The organism is Pseudomonas sp. BN606 (assembly GCF_029873115.1).
GTDB lineage: Bacteria > Pseudomonadota > Gammaproteobacteria > Pseudomonadales > Pseudomonadaceae > Metapseudomonas.
On record NZ_SSOF01000052.1, the window covers coordinates 69,657 to 86,358 of the forward strand.

The window sequence follows — 16,702 nt, forward strand, 5'->3', positions numbered from 1 at the left end:
TGCTCATTAACAGTCGTTAACTCCACGTCCTCGCCGATTTCTTCCTAGGCAGACCTTTGCTCGGCGTCCTAGCGTTCGAGCACTACGCGGGTTTCTTCAATCGGGCGATCAGGCTGGAAGTATCCCAGCGCCCACCGCCCATGGCCTGGACCTCAGCGTAGAACTGGTCGACGAGTGCCGTAATAGGCAATTGCGCGCCGTTGCGAGCCGCCTCGTCGAGGACGATGGACAGGTCCTTGCGCATCCAGTCCACGGCGAAGCCGAAATCGAATTTGCCATCCAGCATGGTCTGGTGTCGGTGTTCCAGCTGCCAGGACTGCGCAGCCCCCTTGCTGACCACTTCCATGGCGCCCTGTGCATCCAGCCCGGCGCACTGGGCGAAGTGCAGCGCCTCGGCCAACCCTTGCAGCAGACCGCCGACGCAAATCTGATTAACCATTTTGGTCAGTTGTCCGCTGCCCACGGGCCCCATGCGTCGAATCAGTTTGGCGTAGCTGTCGATCACCGGCGCGGCACGGTCGTAGAACACCTGCTCGCCACCCACCATCACCGAGAGCATGCCCGCTTCAGCGCCAGCCTGACCGCCAGAAACGGGGGCATCGAGGAAACCCAGTTCCCGCTCAGCCGCCAGGGTGGCCATTTCACGCGCGACATCCGCCGAAGCCGTGGTGTGATCCACCAGGATAGAGCCGGGTGCCATGCCGGCGAAAGCGCCATCCGCCCCAAGCAGGACAGCGCGCAAATCATCGTCATTGCCAACACAGACCATCACGAACTCCGCGCCCTCTGCCGCCTCACGAGGCGTGGCGAAGGCATCGCCGCCGAACTCATCGCACCACAGCGTGGTCCTGCCCGGCGACCGGTTGTAGACCCGTACCGAATGCCCTTCGCAGGCCAGGTGTCCGGCCATGTTGAAACCCATGACCCCCAAACCGATGAACGCTACTTCAGCCATTGTTCTTCTCCTTCGTCGACCTGCGGAAAAGCCTAACACGCAGTTTGCCGCCCCGCGAAAGCGCCACCATACTCGCTCCAGGCTGGCCCCGACCGCCCCTTGCCAAGGAGAACCCCATGCCGCACTGGCTGGTAATCGATCTGGAAGCCACTACCGAAGAAGGCGGGTGGCCCCTGGAAGAAATGGAGATCATCGAGATCGGAGCGACCGTCGTCCGCGCCGACGGACATGAGGTCGACCACTTTCAACGTTTCGTACGACCTGCACGCCGCCCCTGCCTGACTGGGTTCTGCCGCCAACTCACCCACATCAGCCAGGCCGACGTGGATGGAGCCGCCAGCCTGCCGCAGGTATGGGAGACCTTCGAGCGCTGGCTCAGCCATCACAGCCCGCGCCTGGTGGGTTGGGTGAGTTGGGGCGACTATGACCGCCGCCAGCTGGAGAAAGAATGGCAACGGCATGGACTCGACAGCCTGCTGGCCGTGGCTCCTCACGTGAATCTCAAGCAGCGCTTTGCGGAAGCGCGCCAGCTCAAACACGCAGTTGGCCTGCACACGGCCCTGCAGTTGGCAGGGCTGCACTTCCAGGGTCAGCAGCACCGCGCCCTCGAAGACGCCCGTAATACCGCCCGCCTGCTTCCGCTCGTGCTACCCGCCTGAATGCGCCGGAGCTAGTGACGCTGAAATTCTCGTTGGGCATACTGTCGGGCCCTTTCAGACCCCATCCAGGAGCCCAGCATGTTCAAGGTCAACGAATACTTCGACGGCACCGTCAAATCCATCGCTTTCGGCATGACCGAAGGCCCGGCCACCATCGGAGTGATGGCCGTAGGCGAGTACGAATTCGGCACCAGCCAGCTGGAAGTGATGCATGTCATCGCCGGCGCACTGACCGTGAAACTGCCGGGCAGCGACAACTGGGAAACCTTCGCCGCCGGCAGTCAGTTCACCGTGCCGGCCAACAGCAAGTTCCAGCTGAAAGTGGCTCAGGACACCGCCTATCTCTGCGAGTATCGCTAAGGCGGAGCCTCGCTCCCGAGGCCCAGAATGAAAAAACCGGCCAGTTGGCCGGTTTTTTTTATTTGTGCGAGCAGAACTTCATATCAGATTCGGCTCCATCTCCAGCGCTACGCCAAACTTCGCCACGATATCCGCCTGGATGCGCTGGGCCAGCCCATGGAGCTGATGACCGGTGGCGGCGCCGTAGTTCACCAGCACCAACGCCTGAAGACGGTGCACACCGGCATCGCCGTCGCGGAAACCCTTCCAGCCGGCACGCTCGATAAGCCAGCCAGCGGCCAGCTTCACCTGCCCATCCGCCTGCGGATAAGCGACCAGATCGGGATACTCGCCACGCAGACGCTGAGCCAGCTCGGCATCAACCAACGGATTCTTGAAGAAGCTGCCGGCGTTGCCCAACAGGGCGGGATCGGGCAGTTTTTCGCTACGAATTGCGCAAATGGCGCGGCTGACATCGCTGGGCGATGGCGAGCCGATGCCTTCATCCTGCAGGCGCTGACGTACCGGGCCGTAATCCAGATGCAGCAGAGGCGAGCGACTGAGTTTGAAACGGACCCGCAAGATCAACCATCGGCCCGCTTCGCGCTTGAACAGGCTGTCGCGATAGGCGAACTGACACTCATCCAGATCGAACTCTCGCAACTCGCCAGTTTGCCGATCCAGGGCGGTGAGCCCGGCGAAGACGTCTTTCAGCTCGACGCCATAGGCACCGATGTTCTGCATGGGCGCAGCGCCAACAGTGCCAGGAATCAGACTGAGATTTTCCAACCCGCCCAAGCCTTGCTCCAGGCTCCAGAGCACTAGCGGATGCCACGGCTCGCCCGCCTCTGCTTCCAGCAGTACAGTCACACCGTCATCGGCCAGGATACGAATACCTCGGCTGGCCATACGCAGCACCAGCGCCTCCACGTCACGGGTCAGCAGCAGATTGCTGCCGCCACCGATCACCAGCAGAGGCAGGCCGCGTTGAGCCGCCAGATCGATGGCCTCACGCACGCCAGCATCGTCGCGCGCCTCGGCGAAAAGCCGTGCCTTCACGTCGACGCCGAAGGTGTTGTACGGCTTCAAGGACAGATTTTCGTGCAGGACCAGACTCACAGGCGCCCCTTGATTTCAACGATCAGCGCATCGCAGGCCCGCTCCACCAGGTCAAGCACCTGCTCGAAGCCCTCCTCTCCGCCGTAATACGGATCAGGCACCTCATCCAGCTCCAGCTGGTAACGGCGGAGGAACAGGTCCAACTCGGCCGTAGAATCGCCGGGACACAGTCGGCGCAGATTGGCCAGGTTGTTCTCGTCCATTGCCAGGATCAGGTCGAAGTCGCCGAAATCCCCCCGGCCAACCTGACGTGCGCGCTGCTGGGAAAGGTCGTAGCCACGGCGTTGGGCGGCCACGCGGGTACGGGCGTCCGGCGCCTTGCCCACATGCCAGTCACCAGTGCCGGCGGAGTCCACCCACACCCGCTCGGCGAGACCAGCCTCACGCAGTTTGTGGCGCAGCACGCCTTCGGCAGTGGGAGACCGGCAAATATTACCGAGGCAAACGAAGAGAACGCGCATCAGCCCCCCAGCAAGCGCCGAACGCGCTCGAGGTCTTCCGGCGTGTCGACGCCGGCAGGCGGCGCTTCCAGGGCATCAGCGACATGGATACGCACCCCGTGCCAGAGCGCGCGCAACTGCTCCAGGCATTCGGTATTTTCCAGCCAGCACGGGCCCCAGGCGACAAAGTCATGGAGAAAGCCCGCGCGGTAGGCATAAATGCCGATATGGCGGCGATACGGCACCCCGGCCGGCAACTGGTCGCGACTGACAGCGAAAGAGTCCCGGGCCCAAGGCAGCGGCGCGCGACTGAAAGTCAGGGCCAGGCCGTTGAGATCGGAGGAAACCTTCACCACATTGGGATTGAACAGTGCCTGCACATCCTGGATGGGTTCGGCCAGTGTGGCGATGCCGGCTTCCGGATGAGCGGCCAGGTTGGCAGCCACCTGGTCGATGATGGCTGGCGGGATCAGCGGCTCGTCACCCTGCACATTCACCACGATGGCATCACTGGCCAGACCGAGCTGGCTAGCCACTTCGGCCAGGCGGTCCGTGCCGGAATTGTGGTCCGCACGGGTCAGTAGCACTTCGGCACCGAAGGCCTGACAGGCTTCGACGATCCGCGCGTCGTCAGTGGCTACCACCACGCGCTGCGCTGCGCTGTGCCGAGCCTGCTCCCAGACGTGCTGGATCATCGGCTTGCCGGCGATGTCCTGCAGCGGTTTTCCGGGCAGGCGTGTCGAAGCGAAGCGGGCGGGAATGACGACGGTGAAGGCCTGGGTCATTTGTCCAGACGCTCATCGACATTGAGAGTGCGGGCTTCACCTTCCAGCATCACCGGAATGCCATCCCGTACCGGGAAGGCCAGAGCGTCGGCCTTGCAGATGAGCTCGCTCTTGTCGTCGGCCAACTTCAGCGGGCCCTTGCACAGGGGGCAGGCGAGGATATCGAGGAGTTTCGGGTCCATGAGTGAATCCTTGAGGCGGCAGCCGAAGGGCTACCTTGGGTTAGAAGCGGCTTGGCAGAAGGCGGGCCAGCTGCCCGTCGAACCAGGCGACGAATGCCGGCGAAGGCGCGGCATTGACCGCCAGATACCACCAGTCGGCGGAGGCAAAGGCCCGGCACTTCACAGCATCCTTCTCGGTCATCAGCAGCGGCAGCGACGGTGTGAAAGCCAGGGCTTGCGCGCTATAGACAGCATGATCGGCGAATGGGTGCGGGATCGGGCGCCAGTTTAGCGCCTCCAGGGTTCTGAAGAAACGCTGCGGGTTGCCTATGCCGGCCACCGCATGTATGGCCTGCCCAGGCGCGAAATGGTCCAGTCCGACACGCTTTCCAGTCTGCAGATTGACCAGTTCGCTCGGTTGCAGCTTGAAGGAGAAACCTTCGGCGGAGTCGCTTTCGGCGCCATTGCGCAGGACCGCATCCACCGAATCCAGACGCTCCGGCGGCTCGCGCAGGGGGCCGGCTGGCAGGCAGCGGCGATTGCCGAGCCCACGGGCTGCGTCAATCAGCACCAACTCCAGATCGCGCGCCAAGCGGTAGTGCTGCAGGCCATCGTCGCTGAGGATCAGGTCGAGGGTTTCCTGCTCCAGCAGGGCCCGCACGGCACGGGAACGGTCCGGGTCGATTACCAGTGGCACACCACTGCGCTGGACGATCAGCAGCGGTTCGTCGCCGGCCTGCTCGGCCCCCTGCTCCGCCCGCACCCGCCAAGGCATTTGCGGCGGCTTGGCCCCATAGCCGCGGCTGACCACACCGACGCGCAATCCGCGCGCCCGGCAGTGCTCGATCAGCCAGAGAATCATCGGGGTCTTGCCGGTGCCACCAACGGTGATGTTACCGACGACGATCAACGGAACAGGCGGGCGATAGCTGTTGCCCTGCCCCGCCATGAAGGATGCGCGCTTGCGCTCGGCGACTCGACGATAGAGCCACTCCAGCGGGCTCAGCAAGCCAAGTGCCGGATGACCTCGATACCAGGCGTCTAGCAGGCGCTCAGAGAAGGCCATCAGGGCTTCTTGGCCGCGTCGGCCTCGATGGTGGTCATGCGCAACTGGCTGAATCCCAGCTTGCCGGCGGCATCCATGGCGGTGACTACTGACTGGTGGGTAGTGCGCGCGTCAGCGGTGATCACCAGCGGCAGGCTGTTGTCGCCTTCCGACTCGCGTCCCAGCGCAGCAATCAGGGTCGCCAGGTCGCTCTTCACCAGGTTCTGGCCGTTGAGCGAGTACTGGCCGTCCGCAGCGATGCTCAGCTCCAGCGTCTTGAGCTCGGTTTCCTCGGGAGGCGTGCCGCTCACGGCCTCGGGCAGTTCGATTTTCAGCTGATTGGGTTTGCTGAAGGTGGTGGTCACCACGAAGAACAGCAGCAGCACGAAGATCACGTCGATCAACGAAGTGAGGTTGAGGAACACCTCTTCGCGGGCGACATTGCCCGCCCTGCGGCGGAATTTCACGCTTTGGCTTCCTCTGCGAAATCCACTTCGCGATCGCCTTGGACCACTTCCACCAGCTTGATCGCTTCCTGCTCCATGGCCACTACCAGCTCGTCAACACGACGCAGCAGGTAACGGTGGAAGAACACAGCCGGAATGGCGACGATCAGGCCTGCAGCAGTGGTCACCAGCGCCTTGGCGATACCGCCGGCCAGCACGGGCGCGTTGGCCATGCCGTTCTCCATGAAGCCGCCGAATATATCGATCATGCCGAAGACGGTACCCAGCAGGCCGAGTAGCGGCGCCATGGCAGCGATGGTGCCAAGGGCATTGAGGTAGCGCTCCAGCTCATGGATGACCCGACTGGCAGCTTCCTCGATGCACTCCTTCATGATTTCGCGGCCATGTTTGGAGTTGGCCAGGCCCGCAGCCAGCACCTCACCCAGCGGCGAAGAGGCACGCAGCTCCTTGAGCTTCTGGCTGTTCAGCTGCTTGTCCTTGATCTGGCGCCAGACCTGACCCAGCAGGTGCGGCGGAGACACGCGGCTGATGCGCAGGGTCCACAGGCGTTCGGCAACGATCGCGGTGGCGGCGATGGAACACAGAATGATCGGCAGCATCATCCAGCCGCCGGCTTTGACCAACTCCCACACGGTAGGAAATCCCCTTCGGAAAAGTGGCGCCACTCTAGCATAGGGGCGGGCCTCCGCCGACCGTCGCCGTTCTCATTTTTCCCTCCAGAATACGGACTTTTCTCGCTCGCTCTCCGGCTCGACGCCAGCGCCCAGACGCAGCAGCAAATGACCCTGCTTCGCCGTATCATGGATCTCGGCGGGCAGCGCGCCGATTCGCGAAACGACCAACGGATGGGGATGGCCGTAGGGGTTCAGGTGGCCTCGGGAAATCAGCACTTTCTCAGGCGCCACGGCATGCAGGAACGCGCCACTGGAGGACGTTCGGCTGCCATGGTGGCCCGCCACCAGCCAGCGCGCCGCAAGTGGCTTGCCACTGGCGACCCAGGCGGCTTCACCGCGAGCCCCGAGATCGCCACTCAACAGGATGCGCTCACCAGCGGCCTCGACCGACAACACACATGAGCCATCATTGCTATCGCCTGTCAGTGGCGACTGCCAGATTCGGAATCTCACGCCATCCCAAGTCCAGGCCAGATCAGCCGGACAGGCCTCGGCGCCCAGTTCGGATGGCAGCCGCTCCAGCTCACCAGTCAGCACCCGCGCCACCGCCAACCCCCGACTTACGGCCAGGGCGCCGCCGGAATGATCGGAATCCGCATGACTGAGCAGTAACAGATCCAGCCGAGACAACCCCAGGCCGCGCAGGGTCGGAACTACCACACGCTCGCCGATATCGAAGTCGCCCCGGCGCGGACCGGCGTCGTAGAGCATCGCATGCTCGTGAGTGCGGACCAGCACCGAAAGGCCCTGCCCCACGTCCAGCACCCGAACCTCGGCCTGACCACGTGCCGGGCGCTCCTGCGGCGGGAACAGCATGGGCAATAGCAGCGCCAGCCCCAGCGCACGCAGCGGCACGCCAGCCGGGGCAATCAGCAGCAGTACACCCAGCGTTCCGAGGATCCAACCCCAGAACGGAACTTGCGTAGGAATCCAGGCGGGAACCTGCGTCGCCGTCCAGGCCAGTATCTGGAACAGCAACTCCAGGGCACCACCGGCCAACCAGAGCAATGCATCCCCCAGTAGGGGAATGCCAAGTAGCAATGTGCCTAGCAACGCCAGCGGCAGCACCACCAGGCTGATCCAGGGCACCGCCAGCAGGTTCGCCAGAGGGCCACTGAGGCTGATGGGCAAGGCCAGGGCCAGCAGCAGAGGCGCCAACCCCACACCCATGACCCACTGAGCTCGCCACCAGGTCGCCCACCAGCGCCATGCCCCCAGCCGCCCGGCAAAGGCCAGCACCAGCAGGACCACAGCACCAAAGGAAAGCCAGAATCCCGGTTGCAGCACTACCAATGGTTCAGCCAGCAATACGGCACACAGCGCCACCAGCAAAGGCGTGAGGAATCCCAGGTGGCGAAAGCGCAAACGCCAGAGCAAGACGACGCCAAGCATCACGCAAGCTCGCTGCACCGGCACATCGAATCCTGCCAGCACGCCATATCCGAGCCCACCGGCGAGAGCCATGGCACAAGCCCAGGGTAGCCAGGGCAGCGACCGAGGCCAGAGTCCGTTTCGAGCGAGCACCACCACCAGGCCGTAAAGGACACCCGCGAATAGCGTGATGTGCTGACCGGAAATCACCATCAGGTGCGTGGTCCCCGTGTCTTGTAACAGGCGCCAGTCCCGATCCTGCAAGCCGGAGCCGTCGCCCAGCACCAAGGCGGCGAGCCCACCGGCCCGTCCCCAGGCATCCACCTGCAGCAAACGATGACGCAAGGAGTCCCGCCAGGCGACAGGGCCGCTTGCCGCTTCCAGTCGCTCCCCGGCCTTGACCGAGCCGGTTGCCCCTATGCGCCGTGCCAGCAGCCACGCCTCGTAGTCAAAGGTCGCGGGATTCACGAGACCACGCGGTCGTTTAAGGCGAACAGCCAGCCGCCAGCGTTCGCCGGCAAACACACGCGGGCCGCCATGCCAGGACAGCCGCAACCTGCCAGGCAATTGCGCCCGGGAGGAATGGAGCGCCGCCAACTCGAAGCGCACCACCCCATCAGCCGTGCTGGGGAGGCCGACCACGGTTCCTTCCAACCAGCGCACCTGGCCGTCCAACCGCGATTCCAACCGGTCGTCCAACGCCCATTGGGCACTCATGCAAGCCCAACCGAGACCAAGCAGGAACAGCCCGCTGCGCCAGGCACGCGACGCCAGCAGCGCGAATCCGAGAATCAACTGGAGCAGGAGCCACCAGACAGGCGGCAAGACAGGCATCCAGCGCAATAAAAGAAGGCCTACGGCAAGCGTGGCCAACCCCGAAACCATGGGCATCCGACTTCCCTTCCCTGGGACGGAGACTGCGGCGACGTCCCCTACAGCCCTGCACGTCACGATCCAGGCGGCGCAGTTCCGTTTAAACTTGCCGACACAAACTGACCCGGCGATGTCATTTCCGGGTGTGCATAATACCCGGCGCTTTCGTCGGCCAGAGACCGCCCATGCCGCGTCGTATATTCAAACGCTACATGCCGAACCCGGACACCATCAGGGAACACAAGTCCCTGCGTTTTCTCGGCACCCTGATTCACGACCCGAACCTCTGGCACCTCAATCGCCATTCGGTCGCCCGCGCCATGGCCATGGGCCTGTTCGCCGCGTTCATCCCCATTCCCATGCAGATGCTGCTGGCAGCCGGCCTGGCCATCATGGTCCGTGCGAACCTGCCGATCTCGGTGGGTCTCGTGTGGTTGACCAATCCCATCACAATGCCGCCGGTTTTCTACTGCACCTACAAGATGGGGGCGTGGATCATGCAGATCTCTCCGCGCGCCCTACCCGAGGAACTGACCTGGGAATGGATCACGCAGGAGCTTTCCTCGGTCTGGCAACCATTCCTCCTAGGATCGGTGGTCTGCGGCATCCTGATCGGCGCACTGGCCTACATGCTGACCATGCTTTATTGGCGCTGGTGGGTCGGGCACAGTTGGCGCAAACGCCAGAAGGCCCGGCGCGAAAACAGCCGCTAAAACGAAAACGCCGCATTGAATGCGGCGTTTTCTATTGCGGGGAGCGCCCCCTACTCGTAGCGCAAGGCCTCGGCTGGCTGGGTCTGGGCGGCACGCCAGGCGGGATAGAGGGTGGCCAGGAAGCTCAGGATCAGGGCCGCGCCACAGATCAGCAGAACATCCCCCAATTGCAGCTCAGACGGCAGGTAACTGACGAAGTAGACGTCTGAACTGAATATCTGCCGGCCACTGGCGCGCTCCAGCGCAGCGATCCACTGGCTGACGTTGAGCGCCGTGATGATGCCCAACACGGTGCCGATCAGCGTGCCGATGAAGCCGATCACGCTGCCCTGAACCATGAACACCGCCATGATCTGGCGCGGCGTCGCTCCCAGCGTGCGAAGGATGGCGATATCCGCACGCTTGTCGGCGACCACCATGATCAAGGTGGCGATGATGTTGAACGCAGCCACGGCCACAATCAGCAAAAGGAGCAGGCCGATCATGGTCTTCTCCATCTTCATGGCGCTGAACAGACTGCCCTGCGTATGGGTCCAGTCATCGGCGCGATAACCCTGCCCCAGCTCGGCGGCAATCTGTTTCGACACTTCAGGTGCGAGGAACAGGTCCTTCAGGGCAAGGCGCACACTTTGCACCTGCCCTTCCGGCAGACGCTGGATGGTGGAGGCATCGGCGATGTTGATCAGCGCCAGGGAGCTGTCCAGCTCGGCACCGACCTTGAATACACCCACCACATTGAGGCGCTGCATCCGCGGCGTAATACCGCCTGGTGCATTGCTGACTTCAGGGACGATCAGGGTCAGCTTGTCGCCGACATTGAGGCGGAAACGCCGCGCAGTAATTTCGCCGACCACGATGCCGGACTCGCCCGGCTTCAGGGCATCGAGATTCCCTTGCACCATGTGCTTGCCGATGATGGAAACCTTGGTCTCTTCCTGCGGGTCAACACCATTGATCTGCACCGGCTGCATCATTCCCTTGTAGGAAAGCATGCCCTCCAGCTCAGCGAAGGGCACCGCGCCCACGACCTCCGGGTGCTTCATTGCGGCATCGGACACGCGGCGCCAGTCGGCCAGGGGCTGATCGGCACTCAGGGTAGCGTGTGACACCATGCCGAGGATGCGCGAGCGCATTTCCTTCTGGAATCCGTTCATCACCGAGAGCACTACGATCATGGCCAGCACGCCCAGTGCCAGACCGATCATCGACGTGAGCGAGATGAAGGAAATGAAGTGGTTACGGCGCTTGGCGCGCGTATAGCGCGTGCCGATAAAGATCGGGAGAGGTCTGAACATCTCAGGCAGCCACCAGTCGGCCTTCTTCAAGGCGCAGCACCCGATCCATCTGGCGGGCAAGCTGCAGGTCGTGGGTCACCACCAGGAAGGCGGTCTGCGAGGAGCGGCTCAGTTCCAGCATCAGCTCCTGGATGCCATGCGCAGTGTGCTGGTCGAGGTTGCCGGTGGGCTCGTCGAGCAGCACCAGACCTGGGTTGTTGACCAGGGCGCGGGCAATGGCCACCCGCTGGCGCTCACCACCGGAAAGCTCGGCCGGCTTGTGCGACAGGCGATGGCCCAGTCCAACGCGCTCCAGCAGCGCGGTGGCACGCTGGCGCGCCTCGGCGATTGCAGTACGACCGATCAGCAACGGCATGCAGACGTTCTCCAGCGCAGTGAACTCTGGCAGCAGATGGTGGAACTGGTAGACGAACCCCAGAGCGCGATTGCGCAGCAGGCCGCGGGCAGTTTCACTGAGCGCGGACAATTCCTCGCCGGCCAACCAGACGCTGCCCTTGCTCGGGGTATCCAGTCCACCCAGCATGTTCAGCAGCGTGCTCTTGCCGGAGCCGGAGCTACCCACGATGGCCACCCGCTCTCCCGGATGCAGTTCCAGCTGGACGCCAGACAGCACCTCGACGGACTGCGGGCCCTCGTCGTAGCTCTTGCCCAGGTTGCGGCAACTCAGGACAGCCTTGTTACTCATAGCGCAAAGCCTCTGCTGGCTGGGTGCGCGCGGCACGCCAGGCGGGATAAAGGGTGGCGAGGAAACTCAGGACCAGCGCAGCCGAGCAGACCAGCACCACGTCCTCGGCCATCAGTTGGGATGGCAGATAATCGATGAAATAGACATCGGCACTGAGGAACTTGTGTCCCAGCAGGCGCTCCAGCAGGCCGATGGCATCGCTCACGTTCAATGCCGCGAGAATGCCCAGCACGCCGCCAATAAGCGTGCCGACAACACCGATCACGGTGCCCTGGACCATGAAGATGCCCATGATCTGCCTGGGTGTGGCACCCAATGTCCGGAGAATGGCAATGTCACCGCGCTTGTCAGTCACCACCATCACCAGGGTTGAAATGATATTGAAGGCAGCGACAGCCACAATCAGCAGCAACAGCAGGCCGATCATGGCCTTTTCCATCTTGATCGCCTGGTAGAGGTTGCCGTGCGTACGGGTCCAGTCACGGGCATAGAAATCTTCGCCCTTCAATTCGCCCGCGATCTGCCACGCCACTTGCGGCGCCTGGAACAGGTCATCGAGTTTCAGGCGCAGCCCCTGAACCTGGTCCGGCTGCCAACGCTTGAGGCGGGCGACATCGGACAGGTTGGCAATGGCCAGGAAGCCATCCAGCTCACCCGCGCCAACGTGGAAGATGCCGACCACGGTGAAGCGCTTCATCCGCGGGAAGACCCCCGCCGGGGTCACGGCAACTTCCGGGAGCACGAAAGTGACCTTGTCGCCCATACCGACGCCAAGCTTGCTGGCCGCACGATCGCCAATGACGATGCCGAACTCGCCCGGTTTCAGGGCACCGAGGCTGCCCTCCCGGAAGAAGTTGCCGATGATGGAAACCTTGGGTTCTTCCTGCGGGTCCACGGCGTTGACCAGCACCTTCTGTACCTTGCCGTCGGCAGTCAGCAGGCCCTGGACCTGGGTGTAAGGCGCAACGGCCTTCACTTCGGAATGCCGGGCCACGCCTTCTGCCAGCTTGCGCCAATCATTGATCGGCACCGCGGACTCCACGGTGGCGTGGGGCACCATGCCCAGCACACGGGTTCGCATTTCATAGTCGAAGCCGTTCATGACCGACAGCACCAGGATCATTACCAGCACACCGAGTGCCAGGCCGATCATGGAGGTCAGGGAAATGAAGGAGACGAAGTAGTTGCGGCGCTTGGCGCGCGTGTAGCGTGCGCCTATGTACAGGGACAGCGGTCTGAACATGGAAGTGGAGTTCGCTGGCGAAAGAAGGGACGTCCTTGTGGCGGGGCTTGGCGAGCAGCGTTTACACTCAAATTCTGTTCGTGGTCTGTCGCGGCGCTCCGGGCGACGCAAACGGACTTGCAAAACGGAACAGCTCTTCGACCACCACCGCTGCCATGGGTTCGCCATGTCGACACGAGACGCGGATGACCGCCGCGAATACTACCGCATCGAAGATTCGATCGCACTGGAATTTCGCCCGCTGAAACAGGGCGAAACAGCTGATGAAAGCGGCGCGGACAGCGGCTCTCAACTGTTCGGACTGCTTAGCGAATTGCATCTGATGGACTTCGAATCGCAGCACTTGCTGCGGCATATCCATGAGCGCGATCGAACCCTGGCGAATTACCTCAAGGTCATCAACAAGCGAATTGACCTGCTTGGCCAGGCCCTTGCGCAGAGCCTGTTGCGCGACATCGGCCCAGCACGCCAGGTGACCCTGTCAGAAGGCGGCCTTGGCTTCACCAGCGACCAGCCCATCGAAACCGGCACCCACCTGGCGATCAAGATGGTGCTGATGCCCCAGGCCCTTGGCCTCTTGCTGAATGCCACGGTCATCCACAACCAGCCCCGCGATGACGGCCAGTTCGATATCGGCACCGAGTTCGATGACCTTACCGACGCCCAGCGCCAGCTGCTGGCGCGCCACATACTTCAGAAACAGGCCCAGCAGCGACGCCAGGCCCGCGATCGTTCCTCTCCTTCCACCTGAGACCCGCGCATGAAGCGTACCGGACTGCTGCTGACCTGCCTCCTCCTCGCACTGCCCGTTAGCGCGGAAACCATCGAGATCCCTGTCGGCGAGCAAGGCGACCTGGGCCTCTCGCTGCCTGTGCGCGGTGAGAGCCAGAGGGCGGTACTGGAGCGCTTCGGCCTTCCTGACGAAGAACACCCCGCAGTAGGCAAGCCACCGATCAGTCGCTGGGACTACCGCGAGTTCTCGGTTTATTTCGAAAGCGGACGAGTCATCGACAGCGTTCGACACCATCAACCCAGAGCACCAAGGGAATAAACGTGACCCTGATCTACGGCCATCGAGGCGCAAAGGGCGAATGCCCGGAAAACACCCTGGCCAGCTTCAAGCAATGCCTGTCACACGGCGTGAAGCGTTGCGAGCTGGACCTGCACCTGTCCCGAGACGGCGAGCTGATGGTGATCCACGACCCCAGCCTGAAGCGCACCACCGGCCGTCGGGGCAAAGTGGCGGAGCATGACGCCGAAGAGCTGGAAGGTTATGACGCCCGCCTGGGCGGACCAGGCTGGCACCAGCCCTGCCCCATCCCGCGCCTGGCGAGCCTGTTCGAGCACTGTGATTTCGATCATTGGCAACTGGAAGTGAAGAGCGCTTCGCGGGTTCGCGCCGCGCGGACCGTGCTGGCAATCCAGGAGCTGGCTGAGCGTCACGGACTGGTGGACAAGGTGACGGTCACTTCCAGCTCCCGCGAGGTTCTGCGCGCCCTCAACCGACTGACGCCAAAGCTGTCTCGCGGGCTCGTGGCGGAGTACGCCTGGCTCGACCCGCTGAAGGTGGCCAAGCACCACGGCTGCAACCTGCTGGCCCTGAACTGGACGCTTTGTACCCCGGAGCGTCTGCTGAAAGCCCAGAAGGAAGGTCTGCACGTTTCGGTCTGGACCGTGAACGAACCAGCGCTGATGCGCCGCCTCGCCGACTTCGGCGTGGACAGCATCATCACCGACTTCCCAGGCCTGGCAAGCACCTCCATTGGGATACGCTGAAGCCGCCCGGCTGCAGCGAGTTCATTCGCGATTGAAATGACTATGCCGACAAGTTTGTCGGGTACGCCGCGCGCACCAGCGGCACCTGGACCACGACTGTCGCTCCACTGAGGCCGAACCGGTGCGCATGGCGCACCCTACAGCAGGCGTGCTACGGTTGAATGGTTCTTCAAGCTCAGGCAGTCCCCCATGAAAAAACCGGCCATAAAGGCCGGTTTTTTCGTTTAGGCGTCACCTGATCAGAAGCTCTCCCGGTTCGGCCAGCGCCATAGGTGCGTATCGCCGAGAGGGTCCTCCCCGGCCGGCTCAGGCGCCCGGCCGGTGCCGCTCAAAAAAGCCGGTTAAGGCCGTCGAACGCAGCCACCCGATAGGCTTCGGCCATGGTCGGGTAGTTGAAGGTAGTGTTGATGAAGTACTTGATGGAGTTGGCTTCACCCTTCTGGTTCATGATCGCCTGGCCAATGTGGACGATCTCGGAGGCCTGGTAGCCGAAGCAGTGGACGCCGAGGATTTCCAGGGTCTCGCGGTGGAACAGGATTTTCAGCATGCCCACCGGCTCGTGGGAAATCTGCGCACGCGCCATGCCCTTGAAGAAAGCCTTGCCCACTTCGTAGGGGATCTTCGCCTGGGTGAGTTCGCGCTCGTTCTTGCCGATCGAGCTGATCTCCGGAATGGTGTAGATGCCGGTCGGTACGTCATCGACGAAGCGCCAGCTGTCATTTTCAACGGCGCTGCCGGCGGCCGAGCGGCCCTGATCCGCGGCAGCACTTGCCAGGCTTGGCCAGCCGATCACATCACCGGCAGCGAAGATGTTGCTGACTTCAGTACGGTAGTACTGGTCAACGTTGATCTGGCCACGACTATTGACCTTGATCCCGATGTTCTCCAGGCCCAGCTTGTCGGTGTTGCCGGTACGACCGTTGCACCACAGCAGGCAGTCGGCCTTGATCTTCTTGCCGGACTTGAGGTGCAGGATCACCCCGTTCTCCAATCCTTCGATGCGCTCGTACTCTTCATTGTGGCGAATCAGCACATTGTTGTTGCGCAGGTGGTAGCTGAGGGCGTCGGAGATTTCGTCGTCAAGGAAGCTGAGCAACTGGTCGCGGTTGTCGATCAGGTCCACCAGCACACCCAGGCCGCTGAAGATCGAGGCGTACTCGGAACCGATCACGCCGGCTCCGTAGATGATGATTCGACGCGGCGTGTGGGTCAGGCTGAGGATGGTATCGCTGTCGTAGATGCGCGGGTGGTTGAAGTCGACATCCGCCGGACGATAAGGGCGCGAGCCGGTGGCGATGATGACCTGCTTGGCCACCAGCTTTTCCACCACACCACTGGCGCAGACCACTTCCACGGTCTGCTCGTCATGGAAGCTGGCAGTACCGAAGAATACGTCGACGCGGTTGCGCGCATAGAAGCCGGTGCGCGAGGCGACCTGCTTGGAAATAACCCGCTCGGCACTCTTCAGCACGTCGGGGAAGGAGAACCAGCGCGGCTCACCAATCTGGCGGAACAGCGGGTTGGTGTTGTACTGCATGATCTGCCGAACGGAATGACGTAGTGCCTTGGACGGAATCGTGCCCAAGTGGGTGCAGTTGCCGCCAACCAGCGGGCGGTTGTCTACCACCGCCACCTTGCGCCCTGCCTTGGCGGCGTTCATCGCCGCGCCTTCCCCCGCCGGGCCCGAACCCAGCACCACTACGTCGTAGTTGTAGACAGCCATGCTTACTCCTCATAACGGGCCGGGGCGCCCTTTGGCGCCCCCGGCAAGGTCCGCGGCAGTCGCCACCGCGGATATCGGAACCTGTTTCGGCGATCCTGGAAGGGACCCTGAACTGGCGTGCAGCTTAGTCCAGGCGCCTGGCGCTGCACATTAGCGCTTGGTCGCGTCGTAGGCGAGGTTTGAATCCACTACATCGCCCTCGCGGCGCACTTCCTCACATTTCTCGCGATTGCCGCCACAGATCGAGCACTCCTTCTCGATGCCCAGGTTGGCGATTCCACCACAGGAACCGGCGATGGGCTTGCGACCCATGATCACGCCGACGGCCATGCCCAGCACCACCAGCAGCATGATCAGGAACACCAGCACGAAGGTCATC

At 62.9% G+C, this 16,702-nt stretch carries 20 protein-coding genes; 6 read left to right on the plus strand and 14 right to left on the minus strand.

Annotated features, from left to right (window positions below; genetic code table 11):
* Positions 1-82: 82 nt before the first annotated feature.
* Entirely contained in the window at positions 83-955 is an 873-nt protein-coding gene (locus E8E75_RS07980; protein WP_120651623.1) for an NAD(P)-dependent oxidoreductase, read from the minus strand.
* Between the two features lie 116 nt (positions 956-1,071).
* Between E8E75_RS07980 and E8E75_RS07985 the strand changes: the two genes are divergently transcribed.
* Positions 1,072-1,614, plus strand: coding sequence for an exonuclease domain-containing protein (locus tag E8E75_RS07985; RefSeq protein ID WP_120651624.1), 543 nt, complete (start codon positions 1,072-1,074; stop codon positions 1,612-1,614).
* Positions 1,615-1,692: 78 nt separating this feature from the next.
* Positions 1,693-1,974 carry a pyrimidine/purine nucleoside phosphorylase gene (locus E8E75_RS07990; RefSeq protein WP_153921121.1) on the plus strand — a complete coding sequence of 94 codons (282 nt, stop codon included), beginning with the start codon at positions 1,693-1,695 and terminating at the stop codon, positions 1,972-1,974.
* Between the two features lie 78 nt (positions 1,975-2,052).
* Here E8E75_RS07990 and murB read toward each other — a convergent pair whose 3' ends face one another.
* The 8 genes from murB to E8E75_RS08030 form a co-directional block, all read right to left on the minus strand.
* A complete protein-coding gene (gene murB / locus E8E75_RS07995; RefSeq protein ID WP_120651626.1) occupies positions 2,053-3,072 on the minus strand; it encodes a UDP-N-acetylmuramate dehydrogenase in 1,020 nt (339 codons plus the stop codon).
* Positions 3,069-3,533, minus strand: coding sequence for a low molecular weight protein-tyrosine-phosphatase (locus E8E75_RS08000; protein ID WP_153921119.1), 465 nt, complete (start codon positions 3,531-3,533; stop codon positions 3,069-3,071). The genes murB and E8E75_RS08000 overlap by 4 nt, the downstream gene beginning before the upstream one ends.
* On the minus strand, positions 3,533-4,297 hold the full coding sequence (kdsB, locus tag E8E75_RS08005; protein WP_153921117.1) for a 3-deoxy-manno-octulosonate cytidylyltransferase: 765 nt from the start codon (positions 4,295-4,297) through the stop codon (positions 3,533-3,535). Before kdsB ends, E8E75_RS08000 begins: the two co-directional genes overlap by 1 nt.
* Positions 4,294-4,479 carry a Trm112 family protein gene (locus tag E8E75_RS08010; protein ID WP_077525327.1) on the minus strand — a complete coding sequence of 62 codons (186 nt, stop codon included), beginning with the start codon at positions 4,477-4,479 and terminating at the stop codon, positions 4,294-4,296. Before E8E75_RS08010 ends, kdsB begins: the two co-directional genes overlap by 4 nt.
* Before the next feature lie 40 nt (positions 4,480-4,519).
* Positions 4,520-5,524, minus strand: coding sequence for a tetraacyldisaccharide 4'-kinase (lpxK, locus tag E8E75_RS08015; protein ID WP_153921114.1), 1,005 nt, complete (start codon positions 5,522-5,524; stop codon positions 4,520-4,522).
* Positions 5,524-5,970, minus strand: coding sequence for a biopolymer transporter ExbD (locus tag E8E75_RS08020; RefSeq protein ID WP_120651630.1), 447 nt, complete (start codon positions 5,968-5,970; stop codon positions 5,524-5,526). Before E8E75_RS08020 ends, lpxK begins: the two co-directional genes overlap by 1 nt.
* On the minus strand, positions 5,967-6,602 hold the full coding sequence (locus E8E75_RS08025; protein ID WP_120651631.1) for a MotA/TolQ/ExbB proton channel family protein: 636 nt from the start codon (positions 6,600-6,602) through the stop codon (positions 5,967-5,969). The genes E8E75_RS08020 and E8E75_RS08025 overlap by 4 nt, the downstream gene beginning before the upstream one ends.
* Before the next feature lie 72 nt (positions 6,603-6,674).
* Positions 6,675-8,900, minus strand: coding sequence for a DNA internalization-related competence protein ComEC/Rec2 (locus E8E75_RS08030; RefSeq protein WP_178123563.1), 2,226 nt, complete (start codon positions 8,898-8,900; stop codon positions 6,675-6,677).
* Between the two features lie 173 nt (positions 8,901-9,073).
* On the opposite strand from E8E75_RS08030, the gene E8E75_RS08035 reads away from it, so the two are divergent.
* The gene (locus E8E75_RS08035; protein WP_120651633.1) at positions 9,074-9,601 is read left to right on the plus strand and encodes a DUF2062 domain-containing protein; all 528 of its coding nucleotides are present in this window, start codon (positions 9,074-9,076) and stop codon (positions 9,599-9,601) included.
* A 50-nt stretch (positions 9,602-9,651) separates the two neighbouring features.
* Here the strand turns inward: E8E75_RS08035 and E8E75_RS08040 are convergent, their stop codons facing one another.
* Genes E8E75_RS08040 through E8E75_RS08050 form a run of 3 tightly spaced genes read right to left on the minus strand, consistent with a single transcriptional unit; the run spans position 9,652 to position 12,824 of the window.
* Positions 9,652-10,896, minus strand: coding sequence for a lipoprotein-releasing ABC transporter permease subunit (locus tag E8E75_RS08040; RefSeq protein WP_120651634.1), 1,245 nt, complete (start codon positions 10,894-10,896; stop codon positions 9,652-9,654).
* Position 10,897: 1 nt separating this feature from the next.
* The gene (gene lolD / locus E8E75_RS08045; RefSeq protein WP_120651635.1) at positions 10,898-11,581 is read right to left on the minus strand and encodes a lipoprotein-releasing ABC transporter ATP-binding protein LolD; all 684 of its coding nucleotides are present in this window, start codon (positions 11,579-11,581) and stop codon (positions 10,898-10,900) included.
* A complete protein-coding gene (locus tag E8E75_RS08050) occupies positions 11,574-12,824 on the minus strand; it encodes a lipoprotein-releasing ABC transporter permease subunit (RefSeq protein ID WP_120651636.1) in 1,251 nt (416 codons plus the stop codon). The genes lolD and E8E75_RS08050 overlap by 8 nt, the downstream gene beginning before the upstream one ends.
* Positions 12,825-12,990: 166 nt before the next feature.
* On the opposite strand from E8E75_RS08050, the gene E8E75_RS08055 reads away from it, so the two are divergent.
* From E8E75_RS08055 to E8E75_RS08065, 3 genes are read left to right on the plus strand one after another with little or no spacing between them, the layout of a single operon-like run.
* Complete coding sequence (locus tag E8E75_RS08055; protein WP_153921110.1) at positions 12,991-13,575, plus strand: PilZ domain-containing protein; 585 nt, start codon at positions 12,991-12,993, stop codon at positions 13,573-13,575.
* A gap of 9 nt (positions 13,576-13,584) precedes the next feature.
* Positions 13,585-13,875 (plus strand): phosphodiesterase, encoded by a 291-nt coding sequence (locus E8E75_RS08060; RefSeq protein ID WP_153921108.1) that lies wholly within the window; start codon positions 13,585-13,587, stop codon positions 13,873-13,875.
* 2 nt (positions 13,876-13,877) lie between these two features.
* Complete coding sequence (locus E8E75_RS08065) at positions 13,878-14,600, plus strand: glycerophosphodiester phosphodiesterase (RefSeq protein ID WP_120651639.1); 723 nt, start codon at positions 13,878-13,880, stop codon at positions 14,598-14,600.
* A gap of 328 nt (positions 14,601-14,928) precedes the next feature.
* Here the strand turns inward: E8E75_RS08065 and sthA are convergent, their stop codons facing one another.
* Together sthA and nqrM are read right to left on the minus strand one after the other, a co-directional pair.
* Complete coding sequence (gene sthA / locus E8E75_RS08070) at positions 14,929-16,323, minus strand: Si-specific NAD(P)(+) transhydrogenase (RefSeq protein ID WP_120651640.1); 1,395 nt, start codon at positions 16,321-16,323, stop codon at positions 14,929-14,931.
* A gap of 150 nt (positions 16,324-16,473) precedes the next feature.
* The gene (nqrM, locus tag E8E75_RS08075) at positions 16,474-16,701 is read right to left on the minus strand and encodes a (Na+)-NQR maturation NqrM (protein ID WP_120651641.1); all 228 of its coding nucleotides are present in this window, start codon (positions 16,699-16,701) and stop codon (positions 16,474-16,476) included.
* Position 16,702: the final 1 nt, after the last annotated feature.